Source organism: Shewanella sp. c952, from assembly GCF_019654975.1.
Lineage (GTDB): Bacteria > Pseudomonadota > Gammaproteobacteria > Enterobacterales > Shewanellaceae > Shewanella.
This window is the reverse complement of the sequence record NZ_BPEW01000002.1, coordinates 52,561-69,226: the sequence shown is the minus strand read 5'-3', so window position 1 is coordinate 69,226 and position 16,666 is coordinate 52,561. Positions and strand designations below refer to the sequence as shown.

The 16,666-nt window shown below is 42.2% G+C and carries 14 protein-coding genes; 8 read left to right on the top strand and 6 right to left on the bottom strand.

The features are described from left to right. Nucleotides 1-76: 76 nt before the first annotated feature. The 4 genes from K5R16_RS02105 (at nt 77) to K5R16_RS02090 (ending at nt 4,453) form a co-directional block, all read left to right on the top strand. The gene (locus K5R16_RS02105) at nt 77-1,027 is read left to right on the top strand and encodes a porin (protein ID WP_220735906.1); all 951 of its coding nucleotides are present in this window, start codon (nt 77-79) and stop codon (nt 1,025-1,027) included. Nucleotides 1,028-1,209: 182 nt separating this feature from the next. After that, on the top strand, nt 1,210-1,899 hold the full coding sequence (gene phoB, locus K5R16_RS02100; protein WP_220735905.1) for a phosphate regulon transcriptional regulator PhoB: 690 nt from the start codon (nt 1,210-1,212) through the stop codon (nt 1,897-1,899). Nucleotides 1,900-1,968: 69 nt separating this feature from the next. Next, nucleotides 1,969-3,291: a phosphate regulon sensor histidine kinase PhoR gene (gene phoR, locus K5R16_RS02095; RefSeq protein ID WP_220735904.1), complete on the top strand. Its 1,323-nt coding sequence runs from the start codon at nt 1,969-1,971 to the stop codon at nt 3,289-3,291. 190 nt (nt 3,292-3,481) lie between these two features. Beyond that, nucleotides 3,482-4,453, top strand: a complete 972-nt coding sequence (locus K5R16_RS02090; protein ID WP_220735903.1) for a PstS family phosphate ABC transporter substrate-binding protein — start codon at nt 3,482-3,484, stop codon at nt 4,451-4,453. Nucleotides 4,454-4,511: 58 nt separating this feature from the next. Here the strand turns inward: K5R16_RS02090 and K5R16_RS02085 are convergent, their stop codons facing one another. Then, nucleotides 4,512-5,396, bottom strand: coding sequence for a collagenase (locus K5R16_RS02085; RefSeq protein WP_220735902.1), 885 nt, complete (start codon nt 5,394-5,396; stop codon nt 4,512-4,514). A 139-nt stretch (nt 5,397-5,535) separates the two neighbouring features. Here K5R16_RS02085 and K5R16_RS02080 point away from each other — a divergent pair, with 139 nt between their 5' ends. Then, a complete protein-coding gene (locus tag K5R16_RS02080) occupies nt 5,536-7,329 on the top strand; it encodes a M1 family metallopeptidase (RefSeq protein ID WP_220735901.1) in 1,794 nt (597 codons plus the stop codon). A gap of 1,306 nt (nt 7,330-8,635) precedes the next feature. On the opposite strand, the gene K5R16_RS02075 is transcribed toward K5R16_RS02080, so the two are convergent. Together K5R16_RS02075 and K5R16_RS02070 are read right to left on the bottom strand one after the other, a co-directional pair. Then, nucleotides 8,636-9,118, bottom strand: coding sequence for a glutathione peroxidase (locus tag K5R16_RS02075; protein WP_220735900.1), 483 nt, complete (start codon nt 9,116-9,118; stop codon nt 8,636-8,638). A 197-nt stretch (nt 9,119-9,315) separates the two neighbouring features. After that, the gene (locus tag K5R16_RS02070; protein WP_374758370.1) at nt 9,316-10,386 is read right to left on the bottom strand and encodes a DUF4382 domain-containing protein; all 1,071 of its coding nucleotides are present in this window, start codon (nt 10,384-10,386) and stop codon (nt 9,316-9,318) included. A gap of 430 nt (nt 10,387-10,816) precedes the next feature. Here K5R16_RS02070 and K5R16_RS02065 point away from each other — a divergent pair, with 430 nt between their 5' ends. Together K5R16_RS02065 and K5R16_RS02060 are read left to right on the top strand one after the other, a co-directional pair. Next, complete coding sequence (locus K5R16_RS02065; RefSeq protein ID WP_220735898.1) at nt 10,817-11,356, top strand: YfaZ family outer membrane protein; 540 nt, start codon at nt 10,817-10,819, stop codon at nt 11,354-11,356. 291 nt (nt 11,357-11,647) lie between these two features. Beyond that, nucleotides 11,648-13,318, top strand: a complete 1,671-nt coding sequence (locus K5R16_RS02060) for a 7TM diverse intracellular signaling domain-containing protein (RefSeq protein WP_220735897.1) — start codon at nt 11,648-11,650, stop codon at nt 13,316-13,318. 43 nt (nt 13,319-13,361) lie between these two features. Here K5R16_RS02060 and K5R16_RS02055 read toward each other — a convergent pair whose 3' ends face one another. From K5R16_RS02055 to K5R16_RS02045, 3 genes are all read right to left on the bottom strand, one after another. Beyond that, nucleotides 13,362-13,547: a hypothetical protein gene (locus K5R16_RS02055; protein WP_220735896.1), complete on the bottom strand. Its 186-nt coding sequence runs from the start codon at nt 13,545-13,547 to the stop codon at nt 13,362-13,364. 175 nt (nt 13,548-13,722) lie between these two features. Continuing rightward, nucleotides 13,723-15,075 (bottom strand): RsmB/NOP family class I SAM-dependent RNA methyltransferase, encoded by a 1,353-nt coding sequence (locus K5R16_RS02050; RefSeq protein ID WP_220735895.1) that lies wholly within the window; start codon nt 15,073-15,075, stop codon nt 13,723-13,725. A 232-nt stretch (nt 15,076-15,307) separates the two neighbouring features. Beyond that, the gene (locus tag K5R16_RS02045; protein ID WP_220735894.1) at nt 15,308-15,979 is read right to left on the bottom strand and encodes a DUF2461 domain-containing protein; all 672 of its coding nucleotides are present in this window, start codon (nt 15,977-15,979) and stop codon (nt 15,308-15,310) included. 221 nt (nt 15,980-16,200) lie between these two features. On the opposite strand from K5R16_RS02045, the gene K5R16_RS02040 reads away from it, so the two are divergent. Beyond that, entirely contained in the window at nt 16,201-16,656 is a 456-nt protein-coding gene (locus K5R16_RS02040; protein ID WP_220735893.1) for a YaiI/YqxD family protein, read from the top strand. The last annotated feature ends 10 nt before the right edge of the window (nt 16,657-16,666 follow it).

Here is a 16,666-nt window from a genome sequence, read left to right as displayed (position 1 = left end):
AAAATGCAACAAACGATCTTCATTATGGCGCTCGTCCAAACCAATAACCAAGACGAATAAACGTCGAAAGGATTAAATGATGAACGTTTTTTGTAAAACTCTACTGGCCTCTGCTCTAGCTACTGCAACTCTTGCCTCTGCTCACGCGGCAGACCCATTAACAGTTTACGGTAAGCTAAATGTTACTGCGCAGTCTAATGATGTGAATGATGAAGCAACAACGACTATTCAATCTAATGCTTCTCGTTTTGGTGTTAAGGGCGCTTTTGAATTAAGCAGCTCACTTGAAGCTTTTTACACCGTTGAGTATGAAGTTGACACTGGCGATGAAGACAAGGAAAACTTCAAAGCGCGTAATCAGTTTGTAGGTCTAAAAGGTAACTTTGGTGCATTCTCAGTCGGTCGTAACGACACCATGCTTAAGATTTCTCAGGGTAAAGTTGACCAGTTTAATGACCTTTCAGGTGATTTGAAAAACCTGTTTAAAGGCGAAAACCGTATTGAGCAAACTGCAACGTATGTCACTCCATCATTTAGTGGTTTTAAAATGGGTGTCACTTATGCTGCAGAGGGCGCAAGTTCTCAGTACGCACAAGACGGTTTCAGTGTTGCGGCTATGTATGGTGATGCGAAACTTAAGAAGTCTCCGTTTTATGCAGCTGTAGCCTATGACGCAGATGTTAAAGGCTACGAAGTTGTACGTGCGACCGTGCAAGGTAAAATTGCAGGTCTTAAGTTAGGCGGTATGTACCAGCAGCAAGAAGCTACTTATGACTCAGATGGTAATCCACTTGTTGATCAAGAAAGCAAAACCGGTTACCTATTAAGCGCTGCTTACACTATAGATGCAGTTGTGCTAAAAGCTCAGTACCAAGATATGGAAGACAAAGGTGATACTTGGTCAGTAGGTGGTGATTACAAGCTGGGTAAACCAACCAAGTTATTCGCATTTTACACCAATCGTTCATATGAAAAAATTGAAAACGACGACAAATACTTTGGTGTGGGTCTAGAGCACAAGTTCTAAATCACAGTAAGGTTATAAAAAAGGAGGCTAAGGCCTCCTTTTTACGTGTAAAGTGAGAGCAACTAATGCTGCTTTATGACAATAATTCTGTTTATTATGTCAAAATGGTACTTCGTTTAATATTAATGTAATAAAACTGACCAATAATAGACTCGTAGAAATTCACTGACAGAAGATCGATTATGACAGCAAGGATATTGATAGTTGAAGATGAGTTAGCGATCCGCGAGATGCTAACTTTCGTGCTAGAGCAACATGGTTTTACCACCACCGCGGCTGAAGACTACGACTCAGCACTTGATATGTTAACCGAGCCTTATCCTGATCTAGTACTACTCGATTGGATGTTTCCAGGCGGCAGTGGCATTCAATTAGCTAAGCGATTACGCCAAGATGAGTTCACACGTCACATCCCAATTATTATGCTAACCGCTCGCGGCGAAGAGGAAGATAAAGTCAGAGGGCTTGAAGTTGGTGCCGATGATTTTATTACTAAACCGTTTTCCCCTAAAGAATTGGTCGCACGTATTAAGGCGGTTATGCGCCGAGCTGCGCCGACCTGCCTTGAAGATCCCATCGATGTGCAAGGGTTGCAATTAGACCCTGTTAGTCATCGTGTAACGGTCGGTGAGCAGGTGTTGGATATGGGGCCTACCGAGTTTCGTTTATTACATTTCTTTATGACACACCCCGAGCGCGTGTATAGTCGAGAGCAACTTCTCGACAATGTGTGGGGGACGAATGTTTATGTTGAAGATAGAACTGTTGACGTACATATCAGACGCTTACGCAAAGCGGTTACTTTTTCAGGGCATGATCGCCTGATCCAAACCGTTCGTGGCGCAGGCTATCGTTTCTCGACGAGACTTTAGTTAAACATCTCATAGGCACAAGATGGCTTTTAGGCTATCTTGTGCTCAGTTCTTCCATATGGTCGGTCTATGTTTGATTCATATTCTGGGTATCGTCTAATTTCTCGATTGGTGATCTATCTACTACTTTGTTTGGTGGTAGGTTTACTGATTGGTGAAGTCTTTTGGATACTTTTACTCGGTTGTATCGGTTTATTGCTGTGGCATTACCGTCAATTATCTCGGCTTAATTATTGGTTGTGGCATGACCGTCGCTTAACGCCGCCAAATGGCAGCGGCAGTTGGGAAGGGGTGTTCAACGGTATCTATCGCTTGCAAGGTAAGAATCGTAAGCGTGTGTCCCAATTAGCATTTCTATTAGGGCGTTTCAGACAAGGTGCTGAAGCATTACCCGACGCTGCAGTGGTTCTTGATTCAGAGCATAATATTCTCTGGTGTAACAAGCTAGCGCAGCTGCTATTAGGTTTCGTTTGGCCGCAAGATAATGGCCAGCGGATCGATAACCTTATTCGTCATCCTGATTTTTCAAATTACTTAAAGCTAGCCGAGTATCAAGAGCCGTTGGAACTTGCCGCACCCTTATCTGAAGGCCGTTTGCTTGAGATCCGCATTATGGGCTACGGCTCAGGTCAGTTGTTGCTGATTGCACGGGATATTACCCGTGTGCGTCAGTTAGAAGGGATGCGCAAAGAGTTTGTTGCCAATGTATCTCATGAACTAAAGACCCCGTTAACTGTACTTCAAGGATACTTGGAGATGATGCAGTCGATGGAGGAGCCCGGTTCGCCTAACGTGAGAGCGCTCGATCAAATGCAGCAGCAAACCTCGCGCATGCGCTCTATGGTTGAGCAGTTGTTGGCGTTATCAAGAATTGAGGACTCGGGTGATGTCGATCTTGAAGTCAAAGTGAATATGTCGCAGATGATGGATATATTACGTGATGAAGCACTGGCGCTCGCTCAAAAGCAGTATGATGTGTCGTTGTATTGCGAGCCAGGGCTTGATATGTACGGTAATGAAGTTCAGCTTAGAAGCGCTTGCACAAACCTTATCTCTAACGCGATTCGATATACTGAACCGGGTGGCAGCATCGATATTAGCTGGCGTAAAATTGCCTCAGGTGGCGAGTTTAGTGTCAGTGATAGTGGTGAAGGTATAGCGCCGCAACATATTAGCCGTTTAACAGAGCGTTTCTATCGTGTCGATAGTGCACGTTCAAGACAAAGCGGTGGCACAGGGCTTGGACTTGCGATCACAAAACATGCACTCAATCATCACCAAAGCGAGTTGATGGTATCGAGTCAGCTAGGTAAGGGCAGTACATTTAGCTTTGTTATTCCGCCTAATTTAGTTGAATATTCGCAGCCTGAGACGGAAAAGCTTGCTGAGTGATATTTTGACTAAAAACATAGATGACATAAAAACAGGCGCTTAGCCTGTTTTTTCATTTAAGCGACATAAATTTTTCAAATAGAGCCGTTCTGTCATCGAAGTGTCACTTTGCAGTAATAGACTTGTCATCATAGAAGTTAATACTGACAGCGTTTTAAGAAACCAAGATATTTAAACACTGGAGCAAAGAATGAAATTGAAACAACTTGTTGGCGCAGTAAGCTTAACTGCAGCAACTGTATTTTCTGCAGCATCAATGGCGGCAATCGATCAGTCTTTACCTACTTATGAAAAAACAAGTGGTGTGTCTGGTAACTTATCTTCTGTTGGTTCAGATACTTTGGCTAACATGATGACGCTTTGGGCTGAAGATTTTAAACAACTATACCCTAACGTAAATATTCAAATTCAAGCCGCTGGTTCGTCTACAGCGCCACCAGCGTTGACTGAAGGCACTTCACAGTTCGGCCCAATGAGCCGCAAGATGAAGCCAAATGAAGTTGAAGCTTTTGAAAAACATTATGGCTACCAGCCAACGGCTATCCGTGTTGCTATTGATGCGTTAGCGGTATTCGTGCATAAAGATAACCCTATCAAAGGCATGAGCATGGAGCAGATCGACGGTATCTTCTCTTCTACAAACAAGTGTGGCGGTGATGATATTAAACGTTGGGGCGATGTTGGCCTAACGGGTAGCTGGACTGGCCGTGATGTGCAGTTATATGGACGTAACTCAGTATCTGGTACTTACGGTTACTTTAAAAAGAAAGCACTTTGTAAAGGTGATTTCAAAGCTAACGTCAATGAACAGCCTGGTTCTGCCTCAGTGGTACAGTCAGTATCTCAGTCACTTAACGCGATTGGTTACTCAGGTATTGGTTACAAAACGGCGGGCGTTAAAGCGGTAGCAGTATCTAAGAAAGGCACTAACTACATCGCTGCATCTGCTGAAAATGCTGCAAGTGGTAAATACCCACTTTCACGTTACCTATATGTGTATGTGAACAAGCATCCGAACAAAGACCTTGCACCAATGGACCGTGAGTTCATCCGTTACGTACTGTCAATGCAAGGACAGCAAATTGTAGAGAAAGACGGTTATGTTGCGCTTCCTCGCAGTGTGATTGCGAAAGATTTAGCTAAAGCCGGTATCCGTCTTTAAGTTAAAATCTATTTAGAAAAAGGCCTCAATTGAGGCCTTTTTTGATTCTGTTTGACTATTAGTCTGCTTTAACCAATTCAGCTAACCAAGTTTGAAACTCTGCATCCATTGAGGTTCCCCATTGGCTCACTAATGCCTGGTACCTTGGGAAATCCCCTTTTCGAGTGAAGATTAGCATCTCATCGATTTTATCTTTATGTTGTTCAAGCATGAATCGCACGGCTAAATAGCCCCAGCGGTAGACTCTATCGCCGCCACCGTTCTGCTCATAACTGGTATTAAACAACTCGCTCAATTGCAGGTTATTATCAGCTATAACCTTTAGTGCTTTTGGATTATTGTCAGCAAGAGAGATGTATTCGGCAATGCCTTCGCTCCACCACACGAGGTGAGGATACAAAGGTGTTGGTTGAGGACAGTACTCTGGCGCGCCATGTGAGTCATGTAATGAGGCACAAAAATCACCATAAAGATTAAAGCGACCATCAAGGTAATGCACATATTCATGGGCTAGATTCCACACTTGGCCTTTTTTCTCGTAAGCAACAAACTCGGCTTGGTTGTCTTCTTCCCAGGGAAACCCCTCTAAATACATGCCGCCATTGTCACTGGGCACATTAAAGTGAGCAGTGACATTCACTTCATAATCTTCACGCGAGTGGTAGACGTTTGCCCGCATACTGTGGTTGTTGTCATGGGCTACAGGTTTATTTAATGTGCCAAATAGTTTGTGGAATTTAGCTTCCTGTTTTTGCAGTAACTGACACGCTGATTCAATCTGCTGCGACGTCAATGCTTGAGAGCGGATTATGATGGTATCACTGCAGGTATGGTTCTGGCTTAGAACCCTTTCTAACGGCTGCGCTGTTTGCGCTGCAGTATATGCTGACATAATCAGCAGAGGGCTCATGATTAGCGTCAGGATATAGTGTTTATTTTTCATGGAGGGTTTCTCTATATTTTATATTTGCATACAATATTCGCAAGTGTTCCACTTAAAACTATTCAAGTCAATTTCACTCTAGATTAAGATGTTGGCTAAAATACCCCTAAAAAGTTCAGTGACTAAAAAAGGATATGCCGTGTTAGAGCAATGGGATAACAGCCGTGACTACCATTCATTCGCCAATACAGAGCAAGTGTGTGTTAAACATTTATCATTGATGTTAGATGTGGACTTTGCTGCAAAACAGTTAACCGGGCAGGTGGAGCTAAATCTTAATTACTTAGATGACAATACCAGTGAGTTGATGTTGGATCTACGTGATATCACGATTTTTAATGTGACGACAACAGCCGATCAAGCCTTAGAGTACGCGATTGATAAAGAAGATGAAATCTTAGGCCAACGCTTATGTATCAAATTAGATTCTTCAGTTAGCAGCGTGAAAATACACTATGCCACTACGCCTGAAGCGCAAGGGTTACAGTGGTTAACCCCCGCTCAAACCAGTGGCAAGAAACTCCCCTTTTTGTTCAGTCAATCGCAACCCATCAATGCACGTAGCTGGATCCCGCTGCAAGATACCCCAAAAGCGAGAATAACTTTCGATGCCGTGATTAATGCACCTAAAGGGATGCGAGCAGTGATGAGCGCCATGAATGATGCCACTGCAGCACTCGATGGCCGCTTTAGCTTCACCATGGAAAAAGCCATGCCGACACACTTACTCGCTATAGCCGTTGGCGATTTAGCCTTTGGGCGATTGGGTGCGCGTACAGGTGTCTATGCGGAACCTGAGGTTGTTGAGTCTGCCGTTGCCGAGTTTGAAGATACTGAAAGTATGGTTGAAGTGGCTGAATCTTTATTGGGTCCATACCCTTGGGGACGCTATGACATGATCGTATTGCCACCGAGCTTCCCATTTGGTGGCATGGAAAACCCAAGATTAGCCTTTATGACTCCCACGCTAATCGCTGGAGATAAGAGCTTAGTCTCGACTGTTGCCCATGAACTAGCGCATTCCTGGACTGGCAATCTTGTCAGTAACGCGACTTGGCGCGATTTATGGTTAAACGAAGGCTTCACGACTTACTTTACTAACCGCATTGTTGAAAAGGTGTTCGGTAAAGAGTTAGCCGAGCTTGAAGTGGTGCTGGAATATGGCCGTTTAAAGGAAGCGATCGAGTCAACTGAATTACACGCGCAAACTTTGCCTGCCAATATGCAAACTCAAGACCCAAATGAAGCCTTTAACCGCTTCACCTATGACAAGGCTTCGATGTTTGTTCATGACCTTGAAAAGCGCTTAGGGCGAGTTGCTTTTGATAAATTCCTCTACCAATATGTACAAGCATTCGCTTTTGAAGCGATAACAACAGAGACTTTTGTTGAGTACGCTAAAAAGACATTGCTTGTCGAACATAGTGAATTGATTACTGAGGTTGAGCTATTGGGCTGGATCTATGGTGAAGGTATGCCTGAGTGGTTTATCGCGCCAACATCAAATAGTTTAGATAAGGTCACTGAAGCTCTGTCAGCATTTGAAGCGGGTCATGCTGCTGCTGCCGACCTGAATACTACAGGCTGGTTAGTGCATCACTGGCAGTACTTCCTGACCAACCTACCAGAGGTAGTAAGCCATGATCAGCTTAAAGCACTTGACGCTGCATTTTCACTCACAGTATCAACCAATGCCGAAATAGCCTGTGATTGGTATAAAGTGGCAATTCGTAATGGTTACAGCGATGTATTACCTGCTGTGAGTGATTATTTAGTAAAAATTGGCCGAGGTAAATTTGTTAAGCCACTTTATGCTGAACTACTAAAAGCTGGTTTTGATGGCCAGATCAAAAACATCTATGCCTTGGCGCGAGAGGGTTACCACCCATCGATAGTGGTGATGTTAGACGCTCAACTTAAGGCTGTTGTTTAATAGCCAAAAAAAATGGCAACCTAAATAGGTTGCCATAAACATAAGTTTTCAAGAGTTAACACGGTTAGTGCGCTAGCGTAACGGTTAACTCCAATGGCAAACCTCAACAGGAGTGCCCAAGGGAATGATGATGAACAATGAAACTATATACACTCTGAGTGATGAGCAAAGAGAGTAAGAGTTAAGCCAATTGATGAAATTCACTTAACGAGAATCGGTTCATATAGTCAGAGTGCCTAATTTCGTTTTAGTTCCAATTATTGCTCACTTTTTTAGTTTTTATTTCATTTGGTTTGATTTTTAGCTCACTTACTGGTGATTATCCGTTTATTAATGCATTGAATTTTGCGATTAAACCAAGATTTGTTTGAGGATATTTTGCGGTGATTGTTAGCCAAAAAAAATGGCAACCTAAATAGGTTGCCATAAACATAAGTTTTCAAGAGTTAACACAGTTAGTGCGCTAGCGTAACGGTTAACTCCAATGGCAAACCTCAACAGGAGTGCCCAAGGGAATGATGATGAACAATGAAACTATATACACTCTGAGTGATGAGCAAAGAGAATAAGAGTTAAGCCAATTGATGAAATTCACTTAACGAGAATCGGTTCATATAGTCAGAGTGCCTAATTTCGCTTTAGTTCCAATTACTCCTCACTTTTTTCGTTTTTATTTCATTTGGTTTGATTTTTAGCTCACTTACTGGTGATTATCCGTTTATTAATGCATTGAATTTTGCGATTAAACCAAGATTTGTTTGAGGATGTTTTGCGGTGATTGTTAGCCAAAAAAAATGGCAACCTAAATAGGTTGCCATAAACATAAGTTTTCAAGAGTTAACACAGTTAGTGCGCTAGCGTAACGGTTAACTCCAATGGCAAACCTCAACAGGAGTGCCCAAGGGAATGATGATGAACAATGAAACTATATACACTCTGAGTGATGAGCAAAGAGAATAAGAGTTAAGCCAACTGATGAAATTCACTTAACGAGAATCGGTTCATATAGTCAGAGTGCTGTAATTCGTTTTAGTTCCCTGAAAGAGAGATTTTTCTATTCACTTCAGGTTTATGTCATTTGGAGAGTCATTGAGGAAAAAAAGGGCAACCCAATGGGTTGCCTGACTGACCTACTTAGAGATCAAGGGGACCGCGCTAGAAGTCCCAGGGAGAATGATGAACATGAAGTAAATATTCAATGCTCAAAAAGTTAGAGAGGTAAAATCAGTTAAAGTTCAAAAAATAGACAGATTAATTGTGGTTTTTTTAATTATATTTTTAATTCATTGTTTTTAAACTATAAAAATTACAATAATTCTAAGATGTTTTTCTCTATCGCCATTGGTTTCGTTGCCGGCGCAAAGCGTTTCTCTACTTTCCCCTGCTTGTTAATTAGAAACTTGGTGAAGTTCCACTTGATCCGTTCAGAGCCAAGTAAGCCTTTTGCTTCTGTTTTTAAATATTGGTAAAGCGGTGTCGTTGCAGCGCCGTTTACCTCTATTTTTTCAAAAAGTGGAAAAGTAACCCCAAAGTTGAGTTCGCAAAATGAACTGATGGCTGCACTATCGCCTTTTTCTTGAGCACCAAATTGGTTGCAAGGAAAGCCTAGTATGACTAAGCCTTGGGATTGGTATTTTTTATAGAGTGCTTCGAGCTCTTTATATTGCGGAGTAAAGCCACACTCACTCGCTGTATTTACAATAAGAACCACTTTTCCTTGGTAGTCTTTTAAAGCGGTAGATTGACCTTGAATGTTTGCAACTGAAAAATCATAAATTGATGATGGCATAGTGCGCTCCTTTTTGAGAAGCATACTATCAAATGGTTTTGTGGGCAATATTATTGCGCGCAACTTATATTGGTATGAATTGCAGCAAATAAATAGCTTCTTTGGGAAAATTAAAAAGGTACTCACAAATGAGTGAGTACCTTTTCGCTAAGTAACCTAAGTAACCTAAGTAACAGGGCTACAAAGCCTTGCTTTTCCTATGAGTCGCTAGGTACAAATGACTCAGGGAAATGACGGGTAGTTGTTTCATCAATAACGACCGTGACATCTTGCTCTGCAGAGTCGATAAAGAAAGGAAGCGTGTCATCTTCTGGCTCACGAACATTAGATAGTTCAGGGTCGTCATTTTGCGCTAGGCAGGTATAACCTAGGCTATATGTGTCAGCAACCACAAAACCAAATTCATAGCCATAACCTAAGTTAGTGCCTTCAGCGTCTTCAATAGGGTTAACTCTAGCAGAAGTAATAGGAGCAACCTGAGTGAGTACATTCGCGCCACTTCTAAAATCTGCCATATCATCAAGTGCCGTATCGCTTGGATAGAGGTAAACTGCTGAAGAAAACTCTGAACCACCGGCATTGGCTTCACAAGTTGCCATGGTTTCAGGACTTATTTGCCCTGCAATTGCGCCAACCTCGGCGTTATTAACCAATTGCACTGACGTTGGTTTTAACGTCCAGTACTCTTTATTGCCATGAGGAGCTTGAAGGCCTTTAGATAAGTTAAATTCAGCAACGAAAGCGTTATTGCCAGCGGCTATAGTAAACGCTTTATTGAAAAATAAACGACCAGTATTTTCTTCATCAGCGCCTTCGCCACCACAAGAGCCATTACTGTTTGTGATCAACCCTTCAACAACGCCGCCCACATATTCTCCGTTATCATCTTTAGTGGCGTCAGAAAGTACATAAGAGCTATCAGTATCTGATATTTCGTTATTTTGCATATAGATACACATTTGATATTCGCCGACAGCAACAGATTGGCCACTGACAAGTGTTTCGACATTTTGCCCTTGCACACTTAATAGGTCGACGTGTTGTAGTCCGTCCTCTCCAACTGAAACGTCGAATGAGACAGAGCCTTCACTGTTTTTTAATACCACTTGCTTAAAGGCGATATTAACAATATTCGCATCAGCGGGATTATCTGACACTCCAAGGGTGAATGTGCCGAACTCTTGTTCTGGGGTGGAATCTGAATCAGAACCACAGCCAGATAACATGATGCTGGTTGCTATCGCGATACTCAAAGATGTGAGTTTTATATTTTTCATCATTGCTCCAAATCATATCACTCAGGATATTCATTATAGTTGTTATAAGTACTTTTGCTTATGCTAAATAGGGGTAAACCAAAGCCGTAATCATTGATGAATACTGACTTTGTCGACCAATACCCCTGCGGCACTATAAGGGAGTTTAAGATGAATGTCCGCTACTCAATTATGGCGCATTCAACAGGCTAAGAAGTTGTCGATTGTTCTTAATCTAAATCAACGCTTTAATTCTTTGAGGTGAGATTTCATGTTTGAATCTTGGTTGAGATTAGTGTGTCTTTATTGTTGAGTGTGTTGTCAGTTAAGGAGATTTAGGTTGAGCTTTATTAAAATGCGAACTTGGTACAGTGGTTTAGATAAAACATTAGATAAGTTTTGTGTATGCTCCTGACAAATTAAAATATGTGTCGGATTAACAATGAAAATAAAACTTTTAGTGGGTGCTGCAGTATTGAGTTTGGCTAGTGTTTCAGCTCAGGCAACAGATTTTACCTTAGGGCTTAATGATGACACCTTGCTTACTGATATACAGGTAGACTTGAATAAGGATGTCAATGCGTCTGTAGAGTATATCTACTCTGATAAAGGCGGTCAGATGCTATCAGGTGCTATGCACATAGCTCATGATGCTGGAGTGCACCATATTGAGATTGGGGCGAAGTTTTCTCAGCTTTGGTCTAAGAACAGTCAAAATGGTAATGCGGTAGGCATCGGCGGGCGATACGCAATGCACTTAGGTTCAAACGTTTCTGTGCATGGCTCAGGTTATTACTCACCTTCAGTACTGTCGTTTGGTGATGTTGATGGTTCTTGGCAGGTTGATGGCAAGGTTCAATACCAGCTAAACCCTTCATTAGCGCTTTTTGTTGGTTATAGAAATATTCGTTTTCAATATGATGATGCAGCCAATACTACATTTGACTCAGGCTTCTATCTAGGTGGTAGAGCAACTTTCTAATATTGCTTAAATAGTGCAGCTAAATAGTGCAGCTAAATAGTCCAATAAAGGCTATTAGCTGCTAGATCTCCTGTCTAATTTCGTTTTATCTACACTTTATACTGCTAACCTCTGCCTTCAACTGCCAGCTTAAAATCTTAATTACTCTTGTCATCGTTAAAAGCCTGAGTACGTTTTACATTTTGATAAATGTCTGTTTCATGTAAACTTAAGTCAAATTATTGTCATATACGTGACCTTTATCACGCTAGCTTCAATTTAGTGTGGCTTTTAAAAACGGATTTATCTTCCATGCACATAAAAATAATAACATTCATTTTGCTTATGCTGTCCATTATGGGCGGCAATGAAAGTGCGCATGCTAGTGCCGTTTTCGATCAAAAATACCTCTTTGAAGCGGTAGAAGGGGATACTAACCCACAAGATTTTATGGCGATAATGCCTTGGATTAAGTCACATTCGTTGCAGAGTAAGGTCTCATTGGCTGGGGGAGATTACTGGATGGCAAGCGCCTTTGTTATTGTAGGCAACGAAGGGGAGTGGAGCGTCAATGTCAAAAATGCCATCATTGAGTCTGTGGACTACTGGATTATTGGTGAAGATGGCTCCAAGCAATATTTTCACAGCGGTTATTATGCTCCTTATGAGTTTCTATTTGATTATGCACGTAAGGTCGAATTAAAAAGGGAGACTAACTATTGGTTGGTGACTCGAATTAGTAGCCGCTACTATTCATCACAACCTAAATTGCAGCTTGAGCCTTACCAGCAGCATCGACTCAAGTCTGATTTAAGTGCAATGTTTATTGTGCTCTGTTTAGGGGCGCTAGCTTCAATCGCTTTTTATAACTTACTTATCTATGCATCAATTAGAGATAAGGCATTTTTATATTACGGTTTTTATGTGTTAACTTATTTCACTGGTTGGGCGTTAACCTTCCATATTCCTGCACACCTTTTTGATCTGCATGCTTTGCAGTTACACCATCTGTTTTTTATTGGATTGCCAATTTTTAACATTCTTTTTTATAAACATTTTTTGCAATTGCCAGAGCTTTCTCCAAAGTTATGGCAGCTCAGTAAGTATCTGATGTGGGCCTGTATCATTGCCTTACCGACTAGTATTTATTTAATCTCATACACGGCGATTATTGCATCAATATTGATCATGTTATGGATAGCTTTGGCGATAACCTGTGGCAATGTTTGTTTATTAAAAGGCTTTTATCCTGCTCGATATTTCATATTCGCATTTACTTGTTTATTGCTGCCTGCAGTACTTATTTTGCCTGGGAATATGGGGATTACCCCAGACTTCTTCGACAATGCTGAGTTAGCGACTCTTATCGGTGGCACGGCTGACGCGCTGCTGTTATCACTAGCATTGGCTCACAAAATCAGGATGTTGTCTGATGAAAAAGAGCGCTATATCGAAACGCTAGACGTCGCATGGAAAAATGCTCGTATTGATGAACTAACAAAAACAGCGAATCGATTTGCCTTCGATGAATTTATGCGGCAGGAACAATCAATAGGTCCTTCAGCTAATGTCGAATGTTATTTAGTGTTAATCACTATCGAAGGCCTTTCGCTGGTCAATAAAAGATTAGGGCTGGGCGAGGGCGATAAGTTGATTTGCTTTGTTGCTAACCAATTGGAAAGTCGTATTGAAAGCCGCAACCAAGAGTATATTTATAGGGTGGGTGTGAATGACTTTGTGTTGTTCATTGATAAAGATGATTTTGTTGAGGTTGAGCAGGCCACAAGCAGGATTGAATCGCACTTTAGTGCTGAAGGGTTTAATGATGCCAGCTTACATGTTGGACGTTGCTTGAATACTGAAGTGGTTAATAATCATGAATGGTTGCGTAATGCCGATCAGAACTTGTATGCCAATAAGAGCATCAAACGGCGTCAGCTATATGCCAAGCGCATAAGCAGCACCCTTGATATGGATATGTAAGGTAAGCTTGAGGCTGAGCAAGTTCAGCCTCAAAATGCCATTTTTACCGGCGCCTACTTTCGCTAATGAAATGCTCTTCAGAAAATGCTTCTATTGGCGAACGTTTATTATTGCTACGTTGCTCTTTTTTACGCTGCTTTAAGCGTTTGCTTTTACTGTCATCAATAAAACTATCATCGAAGTCATTGTGCCACTCGGCTTGCTGGTCAAACTCATAGGTGTTTCTCATCGACTTAACCCTAACGTTTACGGTTGCATGTGCATGCTGCACATGAGCTTTGCTGATAAATAGATATTAGAAAGTGAATATGACACTGCAATGACAACAGCTAGCGCTTTTGGGGCGGGATATAAAAAAACCGTGCATTGCACGGTTTTTTTAGTGTGACTTATTGTGATATGCGTTAGCTTACTCGGCGCATTTTGGCGACAAACATACCGTCTGTATCTGCATCTTGAGGCCAAACGGTTAGCATTGTTGCAGCGCGTCCGGTAAAGGGATGGCTCAGCTGCTGGATAGTAAATTGAGGGTGCAGGGAAAGAAACTGCTTAACAACCTGTTCGTTTTCGACTGGGGAGAGCGAGCAGGTGGCATACACCAATTGACCATCGAGTTTTACAGCTTTTGCGCTACGGCTGAGAATATCTAGCTGCAATGCTTGTTTATCGTTAACCACGGATACATCATCGAGCCAACGCATATCAGGGTTGCGTCGCCAAGTTCCAGTGCAACTGCAAGGCGCATCAACCAGCACACCATCAAAGCTTTCTGCTGCAACAGGCAGAGATTCATCTTTCCAAGGTGAGGTTGATATACCATTAAATCCTGCACGTTTTGCTCGCTTCCCAAGCTCTTCTAATGGTTTTCTTCGGATATCAGAAGCCGTTATAGAGCCTAAGCCTTTATCGTCTTGAGTAAGCATGAGTGAACGTAGTTGTAGCGATTTACCGCCAGCACCACTGCAGGTGTCCCACCAATTATCATCAGACTGTGGTGCACAGATCTGTCCAATCACTTGCGAGCCCAAGTCTTGGATCTCAAGCTGCCCATTAAGATAAGCTTTTATTCCATTGAGGTTAATGCTTTTATGCCCGAGATTGACCGTATCACTAAAAAACTCGCTGGTTGAAGCCTCGATACTCTCGCTTTGCAGTTGCGTACACAGTTGCTGAGCGGTGCAGTTCTGTGCGCGTCCCCATATTGGAGGGCGAGAGCTCATCGCTTCAATCAGTGCCAGTTCATCGATAGCATTAATATCGGTAATGTCCCAAAACCATAATGGCAGTAGATCCCGCGGGTTAAATGCCATGTCAGTAAATGATTGCTGTACATATTGGCATTTATCTACCACCGTCGGCATAGCTGTTGTACTGCTAACAATACTGAACTGGTTAGATTGGTTAGCGAACTCTCGCCAAGCTTCACTAAATTGACTCCAGCTGTGCTGTTCTAACTCGGCAACCATGGCCAGTGCGGCAAACCAACTTTCATCTTGCTCGGTGCTGGTATGCACTTTTCTAAGCCAACCCCACCAGCGAAATAGGGCAAATAAGCTCTCTCTAATTACACGTCGGTCTTTAGAACCATGCTTTTTATTAGCTCGAAAGTATTCGCCAACAATACGGTCAGCAGGCATTTCTTGCTCAAAGACACTATTAAATAGCTGATGAATTGTATTGCTGTAGCTCAATGCGCGTTTCTGAGCACTGCTCTGTGCTTGAAATGCATTAGCTGAAGATGTGGATGATTCGACCATGTAGATGTGCCTGACGCAGAAGCCTGAAAGGGCTCATAGAAAAAGTGGCGCAATTGTAGCAGAGTATTAAGTTAAACGCCTCCATCTAGCATCGCTAGCCAATGGTATGATGGGAGTTAGCGATTTTGCCTGCTTTGCTCTTCTTGCCTGAGTTATAACCTTAGCTTTTTGATAAAAATAACTACCAGCTTAATGCAAAAAACGGTGGTCGAGAGATCAAATAGGTAACAGCTCAATAATCTAAATCTAGCGAGAAGCACAAGTAACGCATTAGCTGCTGACAATGTTCAAATTCAGTTATGCACATTTCGCCAAAGTCTGCGGCGCAGACTTGCTCTATTGAGATAGGTTTAATAGCAATAAAATCCTTGCGCTTGAGCTCCTCTAACATAGGATGGCTTTTATCGTAGCCCTTTGGCGGCCTTATCAGTTGACTGCCCTCCATATTAAATCCAGCTTGAGTTAAAGCTTTCAAAGCCTTTTTATAGCCATTAGGGTTTTCATCAATACAGCTGCGTATCGCGTTTAGTGCTTTAGATTCTGGATGCCAAATACCTGCGCCAAGAAAGCAGCCGTCGTTGGCTATATGCAAATAAAGACCTGGGGCATGCACATCTTTGCCCTGAAAATGACGAAACTGAATACCGACATTGGTTTTATAAGGTGTTTTATCTTTGCTAAAACGACTGTCTCGTTGGGGGCGCATCATACTGCCGCCGACCTTTTTAGGCACTGCGGTCAACCTAGGTGAAAGCGCTAATATCGATGGCTGCATCGCTTCAATAAATTGTAATGCTGGCGTTCGTACTTGCAGCTCATAGCGTGTTTGGTTTGCTTTAAACCATTCACGATCATTGTTAACTGACAGTTCATTTAGGAAATCAAAACTTGCAGGTGAAAACATTACTCAGTTCTCAAGGTGATTTAATTGCTGATTAACATACCAAAATAGCGACATGATGGCATGCACTATTAGCTTGTTTGGTCGATAAGCCGCTATGGGGAGTGAGTCGTTTAGCGCTATAATACGCAGTATTTTGTGCTGCACTCGCGATGGGGACTAGAGGCCTCACTGATAGATGCGGTGTTTTTCGCCCGCTGCGGCGTGTTAAATTGAGGAATATTATGAAAGTTTGGGTTGATGCTGATGCTTGTCCCGGTGTAACTAAAGAAACGCTTTTTCGCGCCGCTGATAGAGCCGAAATTGAAACCATACTGATCGCCAATCATAGCGTTAGGATCCCACCTTCACGATTTATAAAGATGGTGACTGTTTCATCAGGCTTTGATGTTGCTGATGATGAGATTGTTAAGCGACTTAGTGCTGGAGATTTGGTAATTACAGCGGATATACCATTAGCAGCTGAAGTAATAGAAAAAGGTGGCTTAGCGCTAAATCCACGTGGTGAACTGTACACCGAGCAAAATATCAAATCGATTTTAAATATGCGTGATTTTATGGATACCATGCGCGCCAGTGGTGTGCAGACCGGCGGCCCTGCTGCGATGAGTCAAAGCGAGCGTCAAGCCTTTGCAAATCAGCTAGATCGCCTTATCACTAAATTTAAACAACGAAAATAGACCGCAACCA

Excerpts from the sequence above, each read along its gene's own strand:
- K5R16_RS02105 (WP_220735906.1), top strand. The coding sequence starts at position 77 with ATGATGAACGTTTTTTGTAAAACTCTACTGGCCTCTGCTCTAGCTACT.
- phoB (WP_220735905.1), top strand. The coding sequence starts at position 1,210 with ATGACAGCAAGGATATTGATAGTTGAAGATGAGTTAGCGATCCGCGAG.
- phoR (WP_220735904.1), top strand. The coding sequence starts at position 1,969 with ATGTTTGATTCATATTCTGGGTATCGTCTAATTTCTCGATTGGTGATC.
- K5R16_RS02090 (WP_220735903.1), top strand. The coding sequence starts at position 3,482 with ATGAAATTGAAACAACTTGTTGGCGCAGTAAGCTTAACTGCAGCAACT.
- K5R16_RS02085 (WP_220735902.1), bottom strand. The coding sequence starts at position 5,396 with ATGAAAAATAAACACTATATCCTGACGCTAATCATGAGCCCTCTGCTG.
- K5R16_RS02075 (WP_220735900.1), bottom strand. The coding sequence starts at position 9,118 with ATGCCATCATCAATTTATGATTTTTCAGTTGCAAACATTCAAGGTCAA.
- K5R16_RS02065 (WP_220735898.1), top strand. The coding sequence starts at position 10,817 with ATGAAAATAAAACTTTTAGTGGGTGCTGCAGTATTGAGTTTGGCTAGT.
- K5R16_RS02060 (WP_220735897.1), top strand. The coding sequence starts at position 11,648 with ATGCACATAAAAATAATAACATTCATTTTGCTTATGCTGTCCATTATG.
- K5R16_RS02055 (WP_220735896.1), bottom strand. The coding sequence starts at position 13,547 with ATGAGAAACACCTATGAGTTTGACCAGCAAGCCGAGTGGCACAATGAC.
- K5R16_RS02050 (WP_220735895.1), bottom strand. The coding sequence starts at position 15,075 with ATGGTCGAATCATCCACATCTTCAGCTAATGCATTTCAAGCACAGAGC.
- K5R16_RS02045 (WP_220735894.1), bottom strand. The coding sequence starts at position 15,979 with ATGTTTTCACCTGCAAGTTTTGATTTCCTAAATGAACTGTCAGTTAAC.
- K5R16_RS02040 (WP_220735893.1), top strand. The coding sequence starts at position 16,201 with ATGAAAGTTTGGGTTGATGCTGATGCTTGTCCCGGTGTAACTAAAGAA.